Origin of the sequence: Rhizobium herbae, from assembly GCF_017873135.1 — a bacterium.
Classification (GTDB): Bacteria; Pseudomonadota; Alphaproteobacteria; order Rhizobiales; family Rhizobiaceae; genus Pararhizobium; species Pararhizobium herbae.
In genome coordinates this window covers 449,330-461,280 of sequence record NZ_JAGGJV010000006.1, presented here as the reverse complement: position 1 = coordinate 461,280, position 11,951 = coordinate 449,330, and the positions used below count along the sequence as shown (strand labels likewise).

The 11,951-nt window shown below is 58.7% G+C and carries 12 protein-coding genes and 2 pseudogenes; 11 read left to right on the top strand and 3 right to left on the bottom strand.

Annotated features, from left to right (window positions below):
- Window positions 1-42 precede the first annotated feature (42 nt).
- The gene (locus tag J2Z75_RS18745) at window positions 43-333 is read left to right on the top strand and encodes a hypothetical protein (protein WP_209854262.1); all 291 of its coding nucleotides are present in this window, start codon (window positions 43-45) and stop codon (window positions 331-333) included.
- Between the two features lie 488 nt (window positions 334-821).
- On the opposite strand, the gene J2Z75_RS18740 is transcribed toward J2Z75_RS18745, so the two are convergent.
- The gene (locus J2Z75_RS18740; RefSeq protein ID WP_209854261.1) at window positions 822-1,310 is read right to left on the bottom strand and encodes a response regulator; all 489 of its coding nucleotides are present in this window, start codon (window positions 1,308-1,310) and stop codon (window positions 822-824) included.
- A gap of 392 nt (window positions 1,311-1,702) precedes the next feature.
- Window positions 1,703-2,236: a c-type cytochrome gene (locus J2Z75_RS18735; RefSeq protein WP_209854335.1), complete on the bottom strand. Its 534-nt coding sequence runs from the start codon at window positions 2,234-2,236 to the stop codon at window positions 1,703-1,705.
- Between the two features lie 200 nt (window positions 2,237-2,436).
- Between J2Z75_RS18735 and J2Z75_RS18730 the strand changes: the two genes are divergently transcribed.
- From J2Z75_RS18730 to J2Z75_RS18720, 3 genes and pseudogenes are all read left to right on the top strand, one after another.
- The gene (locus J2Z75_RS18730) at window positions 2,437-2,799 is read left to right on the top strand and encodes a hypothetical protein (protein ID WP_234937415.1); all 363 of its coding nucleotides are present in this window, start codon (window positions 2,437-2,439) and stop codon (window positions 2,797-2,799) included.
- Window positions 2,800-2,962: 163 nt separating this feature from the next.
- Window positions 2,963-5,182, top strand: a complete 2,220-nt coding sequence (locus J2Z75_RS18725; protein ID WP_209854260.1) for a copper-transporting P-type ATPase — start codon at window positions 2,963-2,965, stop codon at window positions 5,180-5,182.
- Window positions 5,179-5,382 (top strand): annotated as a pseudogene (locus J2Z75_RS18720) (DUF2933 domain-containing protein); the annotation flags it as partial. The gene J2Z75_RS18725 and the pseudogene J2Z75_RS18720, both read left to right, overlap by 4 nt.
- Before the next feature lie 11 nt (window positions 5,383-5,393).
- Here J2Z75_RS18720 and J2Z75_RS29275 read toward each other — a convergent pair.
- Window positions 5,394-5,507 (bottom strand): annotated as a pseudogene (locus J2Z75_RS29275) (DedA family protein); the annotation flags it as partial.
- A gap of 234 nt (window positions 5,508-5,741) precedes the next feature.
- Between J2Z75_RS29275 and J2Z75_RS18715 the strand changes: the two are divergent.
- The 7 genes from J2Z75_RS18715 to J2Z75_RS18685 all read left to right on the top strand — a co-directional run bounded on the left by J2Z75_RS18715 (window position 5,742) and on the right by J2Z75_RS18685 (window position 11,526).
- Window positions 5,742-6,086 carry a hypothetical protein gene (locus tag J2Z75_RS18715; protein WP_407692785.1) on the top strand — a complete coding sequence of 115 codons (345 nt, stop codon included), beginning with the start codon at window positions 5,742-5,744 and terminating at the stop codon, window positions 6,084-6,086.
- Window positions 6,087-6,176: 90 nt separating this feature from the next.
- Window positions 6,177-6,404, top strand: coding sequence for a hypothetical protein (locus J2Z75_RS18710; RefSeq protein WP_209854257.1), 228 nt, complete (start codon window positions 6,177-6,179; stop codon window positions 6,402-6,404).
- A complete protein-coding gene (locus J2Z75_RS18705) occupies window positions 6,401-7,864 on the top strand; it encodes a TolC family protein (RefSeq protein WP_209854256.1) in 1,464 nt (487 codons plus the stop codon). The genes J2Z75_RS18710 and J2Z75_RS18705 overlap by 4 nt, the downstream gene beginning before the upstream one ends.
- Before the next feature lie 14 nt (window positions 7,865-7,878).
- Entirely contained in the window at window positions 7,879-9,228 is a 1,350-nt protein-coding gene (locus J2Z75_RS18700) for a multicopper oxidase family protein (RefSeq protein WP_209854255.1), read from the top strand.
- A gap of 32 nt (window positions 9,229-9,260) precedes the next feature.
- Complete coding sequence (locus J2Z75_RS18695; RefSeq protein WP_115113918.1) at window positions 9,261-9,740, top strand: cupredoxin domain-containing protein; 480 nt, start codon at window positions 9,261-9,263, stop codon at window positions 9,738-9,740.
- A 22-nt stretch (window positions 9,741-9,762) separates the two neighbouring features.
- The gene (locus J2Z75_RS18690) at window positions 9,763-10,047 is read left to right on the top strand and encodes a copper-binding protein (RefSeq protein ID WP_209854254.1); all 285 of its coding nucleotides are present in this window, start codon (window positions 9,763-9,765) and stop codon (window positions 10,045-10,047) included.
- Between the two features lie 123 nt (window positions 10,048-10,170).
- Window positions 10,171-11,526 carry an adenylate/guanylate cyclase domain-containing protein gene (locus J2Z75_RS18685; RefSeq protein WP_209854253.1) on the top strand — a complete coding sequence of 452 codons (1,356 nt, stop codon included), beginning with the start codon at window positions 10,171-10,173 and terminating at the stop codon, window positions 11,524-11,526.
- Window positions 11,527-11,951: the final 425 nt, after the last annotated feature.

The window sequence follows — 11,951 nt, the reverse complement described above, 5'->3', positions numbered from 1 at the left end:
CTGCAACGTCGATACTCCTCCCATCAACCGGAGGAGAAGGTCATGCTATCACCGCTGACAATCGTTTCACTGGACCAGGGAAAATTCTATCCGAGAGAGCCGCAGAGCAGTCTAGAAGCCGATCTGGCTGCGGCAAGGCCGGCCTCGCGGATGTCAGTGGTGAGAGCATTTAACGCGATCGTCGAGAAATTGCTCGTGCGTTGGAATGGGCTATGGACCAACCCGCAAGGCCAGGCCTGTGAAAACTGTGGCGAGGATACTGGAATGCACGGCCACCGCGAGGCCTTCTACCCCCGCGCCAAGCGTGCGTCGATCGTCGATACTGTGGCATAAACGACCTGCCCCACAACCGAGATGAAAACGGTATGCGCGGAACAGCGGCTCGCCAACGAAGAGGCCAAGCTCAAGCGACTGGCCAGCGGCAAAATCGGGCTCGACGCCGTCGGTTAGCTCGTGAGCCAATAAATTAGAAACACGGCGACGAACGTGACGGTCGTTGCCAGTAGGACGCGTTTCATCATTTGATTGCCGATCGCCAGCATGCAGACCGTTAACTTGCCCCACCGAGGAGGGAATGTCGAGGTCGCTATTTAGCGCATGGGTCACGCCGTGGGGACGACAATTCAGGGCGGCCCGGCGCCGTCAGCAGACAGAATCTTCAGCGCCGACCTGCTTTTTGAGCCGCGCTTGTCTCCACACGTCGGCTTCTTTCTGTCTGCTGCAACCCGCTCTTCTTCAGGACGGCTGGCCAATGTCTTGGCCTCTTCGAAATTTCCCCAAGGAGACGCTCCTCTGGCACCACTGCTGTCTGTCTGACTGGATCATGCCTCGCGCTTCCAAGTTTCGCTGAACTCCAGCGGTTCTATAGCCTGGCTTATGGCGTTTCGGACGGAATCGTCATCGCTGGGCTTCGAGAGCCAAGTTCCATTCGAGAAAATTTCTGGGGCAGAATCCTTCATCACACCGGAAGTAACGATAAATGGAACACCGCGGTCATGCAGAAGTGAGGCTACAGCCGTACACGATCCGTCCTTCAACTGGATGTCGAGAAGCGCGACGAGCGGGGTTTGCTCGGCGAGCCAATCCATCGCCTCGGCACGGGATACACAAACCCTTGTTTTAAAGCCGGCATTCTCAAGCATGTAGTCGAGATCAATCGCAATGAGCGGCTCATCCTCAAGAATCAAAATTTTGTTGGATACGGTGACGTTCACTTTGCGTTCCTCATGGGACGCTGCAAGCGCCAGTTGACGTATTTTATACCTCAAATGAAACATGACAATAAGCAAAGACATGTTGGGCCATTTCATGGAAAACAATCTTGCTAGGAGAGTTAGGGGGAATTTGGCGAACCATTACCTTAGAAGTTAAAACCATCCTTTTCCTTCAGGTGGCAAACCCACGACACATCAAGGTTGGGGCGCCTTGAATAGGAATCGAACCGGCGACAGGTTGGTCAAATAGCTTAAGTGTCTGAAAAGACATACTTCGTGGGATAACGCCAATTTATGGAACTTTCCCATCTTGATCTTCATGCACACATGTGAAAAGCAGCCTCAAATTTCCCACGGCAACAAAAACAGCCGCAAAATGAAAGTTGAAAATTTCCAATCCGAAAAGATGTGGCTCTCAAGCCACCGCGCTCAATCGTCTTCGCCTTCTAGCGGCGTCCTACGACGGCGAGTAACGGTTGCGACTCCCCCTACTTAACCTCGATTCGGAACTTGGCGTGGCACGATGTGCACGTTTGGAGCATCAGATGAAAGGCATGTTCGGCGGGCATTGATTCCGCTTCTCGGGCGGCATCAATCTTCCTTGCCAGGGGGCCGCCCATCATGGCCTCGCCCCCCTGCATCCGCGTTCCGGGGCCGAGTGTGTCGGGATTTCGGTCAGCTGCGGCAGAAAGCGCGGACGCGTAGACGCCAAGATCGTTTGCCAGCTTGTCGAACTGTTGGCGCTCGGTTTCGATGCTTGCGCTGGCTTTCGAGCCTGGCGTTGTGACAGGGCCCTCGAAAAGCGCCGACAGAGCAACTCCCGAAAGAGCCCGGACGGTTTCGGCCGCTGCCTTAAACGTCTTTGCATCATATGCCGACGAGTCCCTGAACATGGCGTTGATGGTTTTGGCGGCGTTTGCCATCGCCTTCATGCCGTCCTGTCTTTGTGTGACGTTGCCCATCGGGACGGTTTGCGCCGCCGCCACAGAGATAACCGTGATCAAAGCGGGCGTCACGAGCATGAGGTTCGCCAATTTTTTCGCGTTTGCGGTCACCGCACACTTCCTTCCATGCTCCCGGGGGCTGGTCCTCCCAGTCCATCCCAGCAACCGGAGCTTCGACTTTGCGGCCCGGAAAGGTCTCACGTTTGATCAGGGTCAACGCAACTCTTGCAACCACACGGCACTATGCTTGATTATAGGGATAAGGATCGAGCGAAAACATGATCGCCGTAAGCCAAACCATTCGAAGAGGCGGAAGAGAGTTGCTGGCCGTTTTGGTCGCAATTATGTTCCTCGTCGCGCCGATGGCCGAGGCTGCTCCCGTCCTGTGCGATAACGACTTCGCTCAAGTTGCGCATACCGAAACGTCGAAGGGCGACGTAGCTCGACCGGGTGATCTCCACCCTGGAGAGCAGAAGGCTTGCTGCAAGAGCGTGTGCAGCCTGTGCAACGTCATTCTCCCGGCTTCGAACGCTGTTGTTTTTCACCTGTATTCTGGTGCTCAGAGATATCTTGATCGTCAGCGGCCGATCACCGGCCTCAGCTCTCGACCTGCACTCGGCCCTCCCCGATCCATTATTTGAACACTTCGCTCAACGGCGGAATGATCGGTTGTTGCCTGCGATACCTGCACGGCGATCATTTCGGCGCAATTGCCGACGCCGCCGCACCGCGTCTCCTTGCGAAGTCTTGGACTAGGCTGGGGAAGCGTCCGGACAAGAGACGAACCATCACGGAGTTAATCCAATGGACGATCAAAAGGACCATAAAGGTCATGACCACCACCATCATCACGGGCACGATGCTCAGGCCGCATTGGCAGCCGAAAAGAGCGCGGTCACCGATCAGGCCGCGGGCGTGATATACACCTGCCCCATGCACCCACAGGTGAGGCAGATTGGACCGGGGAACTGCCCAATCTGCGGGATGGCGCTCGAACCGGAAGTGATTACAGCCGAAACCGGGCCGAGCCCCGAACTGCTCGACATGAGACGCAGGTTCTGGATCGGGCTGGTCCTGACGGTGCCAGTGCTTGCCTTGGAAATGGGTGGTCACCTCACCAACCTCCATATGTTGCTCGGTGCGCAAACATCGAACTGGCTGCAGCTTGTCTTCGCCACGCCTGTGGTCTTGTGGGCAGGCGCTCCTTTCTTCGAACGGGCGTGGCGGTCAATCGTCACGCGTCACCTCAACATGTTCACCTTGATAGCGATGGGCACGGGCGTTGCTTGGGTCTACAGCGTTGTGGCGACAGTGGCACCCGGCCTTTTCCCTGCAACGTTCCAGTCCGGCGGAGGATCGGTGGCGGTCTATTTCGAGGCCGCCGCCGTCATCACGGTGCTTGTTCTGCTCGGACAGGTCCTGGAATTGCAAGCCCGCGAACAGACCGGAGGCGCAATCCGCGCATTGTTGGACCTTGCACCGAAGACGGCCCGCCGCATCCGCAGCGATGGAACCGACGAGGACATCGCGCTCGAAGCCGTTGCGGTTGGTGACCGGCTCCGCGTTCGCCCTGGCGAGAAGGTGCCGGTCGATGGCACGCTCGTCGAAGGTCGCAGCTCGATTGATGAATCGATGATCACAGGAGAGTCGATGCCCATCACCAAGGAGGTCGGTGGCAACCTCATAGGCGGCACGATGAACCAGACGGGCGGTTTCGTCATGGAAGCCGGAAAAGTGGGACGCGATACCATGCTATCGCGGATCGTGCGCATGGTCGCGGACGCCCAACGCTCCCGCGCCCCTATCCAGCGACTGGCGGACGAAGTCTCTGGCTGGTTTGTCCCCGTGGTCATCGCAATAGCCGTCATCGCATTCGCTACGTGGATGGCGTTTGGACCGGAGCCACGTTTCGCCCATGGGCTTGTTGCCGCAGTCGCGGTGCTCATCATCGCCTGCCCGTGCGCCCTTGGTCTTGCCACTCCGATGTCGATCATGGTTGGCGTAGGACGGGGCGCACAGCTTGGCGTTTTGATCAAGAACGCCGAAGCGCTGGAGCGCTTCGAGAAAATCGACACGCTGGTGGTCGACAAGACGGGAACTCTGACTGAAGGCAAGCCCAAGGTCACATCAATTGCGACGACAGACGGGGTGACGGAATCCGAACTGTTGCGGGTTGCCGCGACGTTGGAACGGGCGAGCGAGCATCCACTTGCGGCCGCAATCGTCGATGCCGCCAACGAACGCGGTGTGGCGCTCAGCACTGCCGAAGACTTCGACAGCCCCGTAGGCAAGGGGGTTACCGGGACAGTCGAGGGCTGCAAGGTTATTATCGGAAGCCACCGCATAATGGCTGAGGAGAACGTGGACGTTTCGTCCCTCACCGACCAGGCGGAAGTTCTTCGTGGTGATGGGGCAACCGTTATCTTTACCGCCATCGACGGCCACGTCGCCGGTCTTTTCGCCATCTCCGATCCCATCAAGGCAACGACACCCGCCGCTGTCCAAGCGTTGTTGAAGGAAAGTGTCCGGGTCGTCATGCTCACGGGAGATAACCAGACGACCGCCAATGCTGTCGCACGGAAGCTGGGGATCACGGAAGTCGAGGCGGAAATCCTGCCGGAGCACAAAAGCGAGATCGTCGCACGCCTGCGCAAGGAAGGCCGGATCGTCGCAATGGCCGGGGACGGGGTTAACGACGCCCCTGCCCTTGCCGCCGCCGATGTCGGCATTGCGATGGGAACGGGAACGGACGTGGCCATTGAAAGCGCAGGGGTCACTCTGCTCAAGGGCGACCTTCAGGGCATCGTCCGGGCACGGCAGTTGAGCCATGCCACGATGAAGAACATCCGGCAGAACCTGTTCTTCGCCTTCATCTACAATGCGGCGGGAGTGCCGGTTGCAGCAGGCGTCCTGTATCCGGCCTTCGGGCTTCTCCTGTCACCGATCATTGCCGCAGCGGCCATGGCGCTGTCCTCCGTCAGCGTGATCGGGAATGCACTCAGATTGAGAGGTGTGCGGATATGAAGTGGGAACGCAAATGGGCATTGCTCGTGGCATCCCTCGGTGTGATCGTGGCCTTCTTCGTGCTGCGGGAACACTGGGCGCACGCTCTCGGTCTGGCTCCCTACCTGCTGCTGTTGGCGTGTCCTTTGATGCACCTTTTTCACGGCCACGGTGGTCATCACCCTGATCAACACGAGCAGCGCACGAAAACGGATGACCTACGTTGCACAGGGAATTTGCCCGAAGCTAGGAGTCCAATGAGCACGGGCTCGGACTGAAATGGCAAAATCGTCGCTGCCCCGAAGGCGACCAGGAAAAGCCCGATATAGGCCGTTAAGTTACTCACTGAATATAACCCGCATATCTCCCATAAATTCCACACTCCCCCTTTAGAGCCCTGTCGACCTTGCCATGGTTGGAAGCTCTACAAGGTTTCTTAATTGGTGCATCGGAGGCATGGATCTTTGTGCAACGCCATATAATCGTCGCGAATCATCGGCTAGATGAAGTGCGTAATTGACAACTTCCGGGCTGATGGTAGTCCTCGGGCATGGGTATGTATCGAATCACATTGGCAAAAATGCTGGTTCTGCTTCGGTTGGCGATCATTGCATCACTGGCTGGATACTCATTGCCCGCCGCTTCGGCAGCGATGCATGGGTCGATAGCGACATCGACGGCTGTTGACGACCACCACGAGATGACAAACGGCGACCACGTCCATGGAGACGAAAGCGCCTCTCCGGATGAGATGCAGAAAATTGCGAAGACGGAGTGCTGCAAAGACTTCTGCGTGAGTTTTGCGATTATCGCGACCGCCGATGTGGACGGCGGCCCCGTCGTGATGGGTTCCATCCGCAATTTCATCGACGACAATCGTGTCGTCGGCGAACTCGTGCCGCTGCATCGCCCCCCTAATATCTGAATAGGACACGCCCGTCCTTGCGGGTCTGAACGTGCGTAGGTGGGCGTGATTGCCCGCTGCGCCGCTGCCATCTCCTATTCGGATTACACCATGAAACCTATATTTCTGGTGGTTGCCTTGCCGCTGTTCGCGAGCGGTTGCGCTGCCACGTTGCCTCCTGAAGTCATTGCTTCGGGCGATCTTGCCGACCTGCCGGTCGGCGTTCGCCCGGTCCGCTATCAAAGCCCCGTTTCGGGCTACACGCACCGCGTCCCGGTCGATCCCAAACCGTGGCGAAACCAGAACGACGCGCAGGCTCCTGACGGAGGCGCGTCATGAACGTAACGAAACTCAAGCTCGCGGCGACCGTCGCGCTCCCGCTTATTCTCGGTGGATGCGTCTCGGCAGCAGAGTATTCCCAGAAGAACTCCGGATTTTCGTCCGTATCCAACAAAACCGCAGAAGCGACTGGAAAAGACACGGTCTGGATTCAGAATCGCCACGATGCCCAGGCCGTCTCGGGTCGGGTAAAGACGTTGCTGGCGAAGAAAGACGTCGACGTCGAGACAGCGGTGCAGGTCGCCCTCCTCAACAACAAGGGTCTACAGGCAGCCTATGCCGATCTCGGTGACTCGGCTGCCGACGCCTGGAAGTCCACCATGCTGGTGAACCCGACGGTCGAGGTGGGGTTGATTGGAATTGGCACGCCGGGATTGGAGGCGTTCAAGACCGTCGAAGGTGTGATCGCCACCAACATCCTGGCCCTCGCCACACACAAACGGAACGTGGGCATTGCCGATACCGAATTCCGCAAGGCCCAGCTCAATGCGGCCCTGCAGACCTTGCAACTCGCAGCCGATACCCGGCGGGCATGGATCAACGCCGTTGCCTCCTGGGAAACGGTCGCCCAGCTCAACCAGGCACAGGCGACGGCAGATGCGGCCTCGGAGCTTGCGCAAAAGCTCGGCGAAACGGGTGCGATGACCAAGGGCGGCCAGGCCCGCGAGCACGTATTCTATGCGGAATTGGCGGGGCAGACCGCAAAGGCCCGCCTTGAGGCCCGCCTCGCGAAAGAAGAACTGACGCGGCTGATGGGGTTGTGGGGATCGGACACCGACTACCAGATTCCCAATCGCCTGGCACAGCTCCCGAAGGGTCTGATCAAGCGAGACCTGATCGAGGCGGAAGCCCTTCAACGTCGCGTTGACCTGCAGATGGCCAAGCTCGATCTCGACGCCACCGCCAAGTCGTACAACCTCACGGAAGCGACACGCTACGTCACCGATCTCGAAATCCTGACGGGGTTCGAGGCAGAACGGGAACTGGAGGATGGCGAGAAGAACGTCGACACGACCGGCAACGTCGCGCTGGAGTTCGTGATCCCGATCTTCGACAGCGGCAAGGCCCGGATGCGGAAATCGGAGCTGGCCTACATGCGGGCCGCCAACCTGCTCGCGGAAAAGGCCGTGAACGTTCGTTCCGAGGCGCGGTCCGCCTACCAGGCCTACCGATCGAACTACGACATCGCCCGACACTACCGCAACAGCGTCGTACCGTTGCGGACCAAGATCGAGGAAGAATCCCTCCTCACATACAACGGCATGATCACCAATACGTTCGAACTGCTCGCCGACAGCCGAGAGAAGGTCAACTCGATCCTCCTGGCCGTCAACGCAAAACGCGATTTCTGGTTGGCCGAAGCCAATCTCGCGCCTGCCATTTACGGCGGTGGCGCGGGAGCAGCGGGTGGTGAAACGGAAGTCGCAGCGGCTGCCGAAAGCGGCGGCGGCGGTCACTAGGAAAGGACAAAGACATGTTCAATAGAAGACAGATGCTCGGCGCAGGTGCGGCCCTGGTTTCGACCGCCGCCTGGGCGAAGACCTCCAACATGGGGCTGCCTGAGGCTGCCATCATGGAAACCGCCGACACGCAGACTCCAGTTCGGCCCTCATCGGGACCGAATTACACCCCGGTCGTAACTCTGAACGGATGGACGCTACCGCATCGGATGAACAACGGCGTCAAGGAATTCCACCTTGTCGCCGAGCCTGTCGAGCGTGAGATGGCCGAGGGCATGACAGCACACCTCTGGGGCTACAACGGCCAGTCCCCGGGCCCGACCATCGAGGCGGTCGAAGGCGACCGCGTTCGCATCTTTGTGACCAACAAGCTGCCGGAACATACGACCATCCACTGGCACGGCATGATCTTGCCGTCCGGCATGGATGGGGTCGGCGGCCTGTCGCAGCCCCACATCCCCGTCGGTAAGACCTTCGTCTACGAGTTCGACCTCGTGAAGTCGGGGACCTTCATGTACCACCCGCATTCCGACGAGATGGTCCAGATGGCCATGGGGATGATGGGCATGTTCATCATCCATCCGAAGGACGAGAAGTTCATGCCGGTGGACCGGGACTTCGTGTTCCTGCTCAGCGCCTATGACATCGATCCCGGCACCTACGTTCCGCGCATCATGGAAATGACGGACTTCAACCTCTGGGCCTGGAACAGCCGCATCTTCCCAGACATCAGCCCGCTTGTGGTCTCCAAGGATGACAGGGTCAGGGTCAGGGTGGGTAATCTCACCATGACCAACCATCCGATCCACATGCACGGCTATGACTTCGAGGTCACCTGCACGGACGGGGGCTGGGTAAGGCCGGAAGCCCGCTGGCCGGAAGTCAGCATCGACATCCCGGTCGGCGCGATGCGGGCCTACGAGTTCGACGCCAAATACGTCGGTGACTGGGCGATCCATTGCCATAAGTCGCACCATACGATGAACGCCATGGGACATGACGTCCCGACATTCATCGGTGTCGACAAGAAACAAGTCGCGGAAAAGATCAGGAAACTCCGCCCCGAATACATGCCGATGGGGACCGCTGGCATGGCCGACATGGGCGAGATGGAAATGGAAATTCCGGAGAACACCGTGCCGATGATGACCGGATGGGGTCCCCACGGCCCCATCGAGATGGGCGGCATGTTCTCCGTCGTCAAGGTCCGCGAGGGGATCGCGGCCGACGATTACACCGATCCCGGCTGGTACGAAAACCCGCCCGGTACGCAGGCCTGGGAGTGGACGGGCGAGCTTCCCGACACAACCAAGGCCAAGGATGCCAAAACCCAGATCACGGCCAAACCCATGAAGCACGGCTGATCTCATCTCCCAACCAACCAAAGGACTGAAACATGAAGACTGCAATTATCGCACTGTTCCTCGCGGCGCTCGCGTCTCCGGCCCTTGCCTCCGGTTCACACGCCGGCGGTCACGGTGAAGCCATGGCTGTCGGCGAGCCTGGCAAGAAGGCGCAAGCCACCCAGACCATCCGGGTTTCGATGAAGGAGACGGACGATGGCAAGATGATCTTCACGCCGAACACGTTCAAGGTCCGCAAAGGTCAGACCATCGTCTTCTCCATCAAGAACGCTGGCGAGCTGGACCACGAGTTCGTCCTCGACCAGGAAGACAAGATCATGGAGCACAAAGCCGTGATGGAGAAGTTCCCCGAGATGGAACACGACGACCCGAACGCGATCCGTTTGGCCGCTGGCAAGTCCGGCGAGATCGTCTGGAAGTTCACCAACGACGGCACGTTCAAGATCGCCTGCCTGGTTCCCGGTCACTACGACGCCGGGATGCATGGTGACGTGACCGTAGCCAAGAAGTAATCCGATACAAGGAGAAATGGACATGAAATCATCCATCAAGGTCGCTTCTGCGACGGTTCTCGCACTCGCGCTTGCTTCCGGGGTTTTCGCTGCCGAATTCACCAAGGGCACCGTCAAGAAGGTCGACGCCAAGGCGAAGAAGGTCACGCTGATCCACGAGGAACTCAAGTCCCTCGAAATGCCTGCCATGACGATGGTGTTCCGCGTCAAGGACGACGCCCTGCTTGAGAAGCTCAAGGAGGGCGCGAGCATCGAATTCGTCGCCGAGCGCGTCGAGGGCAAGCTGACTGTCACCGAGGTCAAGTAAGCCGATATTATCAGGGACGCAGCCCTTCGCATGGCCGCGTCCCACGCTCCTTTACGGTAACCGAGACAAGCGGGCTCGGCCGACAGGTAGGTCTTCGAAACACACCCGCCTCAAGCGACAGCCATGACGTCTTCACTTAGCGCCCATTGGGACACTGCACGGGAAATCCGTTCAATCCTTTTGCGGTTTGTCGCCTTCGCCATCCTGCTCGCCAACCTGTTGCTTGGCGGCAGCGATGGTGCCGAAGGGACCCATTTCCTCGTCGTCGTCAGCTATCTCGTCATCAGCATCGCTTCCGTGGCGACCGCGCGGTTCCTGCCTGGCCTCTCCTGGCTCAAGACGGTCTTTGTAGCTCTCGACGCGCTGCTGGTCGCCCTCATTCTGTACGCCCACATTCTTGGCGGACCGGTTACGAAAAACCACAACCTGACGACGACCAGTCTGGTGGTGGCGTTCATTCTGCTCAACCATGTCGGCCTGAAGCAAGACCGTCGGCTCGTCCTTGTCTTCTCGGGCATTGTCCTGGTTTCCTGGGTAGCCATGCTGGCGATCACAGCCGCCAGACATCATACAGCCGACGCAATGTCGCTGCTTGCGGCATTCTTTAACCAGGACCTGGGTCTCACGGTAAGCTTCGGCTTTACAGCCTTCGCCATCTATCTGCTTGCGAGGGATCACGACCGGACCCGAAAGGAGGCATTGAAAGCCGACAAGCGGCGTCTCAACCTTTCGCGCTTCTTCTCGCCGCTTGTGGTCGCGGACCTCCAGGAAGGCAGCTCAAACCTTGACCTTGAACGTCGCAATGCCGCGATCATGTTCGTCGACCTGCGAGATTTTACGAGTTTTGCCGAGACAGCGCCTGCGCGGGAACTGGCCCTGGTGCTGGCGGAATACCGCCACCTCGTTTCCGGGACCATCTTCCAACACGGGGGGACCGTCGACAAGTTCATCGGGGACGGGGTGATGGCGGTCTTCGGACAACCTACCCCGACAGAGGACGACGCAGACCGGGCCCTGGCATGCGCTCTCGACCTCGTCGATGCACTTAGCGATTGGAAGAACCACAGCATGTTGAACGGCTACCCTGCCCTCAACGCGGGCATCGGCCTGCACTACGGCACGGTCGTCGGCGGGGTACTGGATAGCGGATGCCACAGCGAGTTCACGGTGATCGGCGATGCTGTAAACGTCGCGCAGCGACTGGAAACCTTGGCTAAATCACTCGACGCACCACTTGTCGTCTCGTCTGCAGTGATGATCCGGCTGCAAAATCCAGTTCCATCCGCCCTCTGGATACCCCAAAGCTCCGTGCCGCTGCCGGGACGTCGGCTTCCGATAGATGTTTGGTATTTGCGTCGTGAAGCGGGTCTCAATCAGGCCGAGGACAACTCAGGCTACGAGACAGGGGGCATGCAGACCGCCCTCCAAAGATCGCCCTTCCAGTCATCCCCTCCCGCGTCCGATCTGCGCACCGCGTAATCAATGCCTCGGACGGACACCTTGGCGGGATCGCTACATTTCACGAGTGCTCGATGCTTTCCAGGATCAATGTAGACAGAACCGCCCGTAGCGTCACCTTGTGAAAGCGATATTACGACGTCGTAATCGTATCCAGCTCGCTCAGTCGCATGATTACTGACGAGACCAAGATTGACCACAGTGTCGTCGTCGAAATGCGCAGTGTGGAATATCAGGGGCTCTGCTGCCACCGCGCTTAAAGCCGATAGCAATCCGATCGCGAGGGTGAGTACAAAAGCACGCATTCCCACCTCCCATGGGTCAGCGAAGCCAGTATCATATCACTTATGTGGCGGCTTTCCACCAGAGTCTGACCAGTACTCAGACGTTCGCATACCTTGCGATTTCGCGACTATGAAACCGAAACCTCATTGGCGAATATCGAA

Bases quoted from the DNA above. Each gene is read 5' to 3' on its own strand.
- J2Z75_RS18725 (WP_209854260.1), top strand. From the start codon at position 2,963: ATGGACGATCAAAAGGACCATAAAGGTCATGACCACCACCATCATCAC.
- J2Z75_RS18710 (WP_209854257.1), top strand. From the start codon at position 6,177: ATGAAACCTATATTTCTGGTGGTTGCCTTGCCGCTGTTCGCGAGCGGT.
- J2Z75_RS18745 (WP_209854262.1), top strand. From the start codon at position 43: ATGCTATCACCGCTGACAATCGTTTCACTGGACCAGGGAAAATTCTAT.
- J2Z75_RS18690 (WP_209854254.1), top strand. From the start codon at position 9,763: ATGAAATCATCCATCAAGGTCGCTTCTGCGACGGTTCTCGCACTCGCG.
- J2Z75_RS18695 (WP_115113918.1), top strand. From the start codon at position 9,261: ATGAAGACTGCAATTATCGCACTGTTCCTCGCGGCGCTCGCGTCTCCG.
- J2Z75_RS18700 (WP_209854255.1), top strand. From the start codon at position 7,879: ATGTTCAATAGAAGACAGATGCTCGGCGCAGGTGCGGCCCTGGTTTCG.
- J2Z75_RS18735 (WP_209854335.1), bottom strand. From the start codon at position 2,236: ATGCTCGTGACGCCCGCTTTGATCACGGTTATCTCTGTGGCGGCGGCG.
- J2Z75_RS18730 (WP_234937415.1), top strand. From the start codon at position 2,437: ATGATCGCCGTAAGCCAAACCATTCGAAGAGGCGGAAGAGAGTTGCTG.
- J2Z75_RS18740 (WP_209854261.1), bottom strand. From the start codon at position 1,310: ATGAAATGGCCCAACATGTCTTTGCTTATTGTCATGTTTCATTTGAGG.
- J2Z75_RS18715 (WP_407692785.1), top strand. From the start codon at position 5,742: ATGCTGGTTCTGCTTCGGTTGGCGATCATTGCATCACTGGCTGGATAC.
- J2Z75_RS18705 (WP_209854256.1), top strand. From the start codon at position 6,401: ATGAACGTAACGAAACTCAAGCTCGCGGCGACCGTCGCGCTCCCGCTT.
- J2Z75_RS18685 (WP_209854253.1), top strand. From the start codon at position 10,171: ATGACGTCTTCACTTAGCGCCCATTGGGACACTGCACGGGAAATCCGT.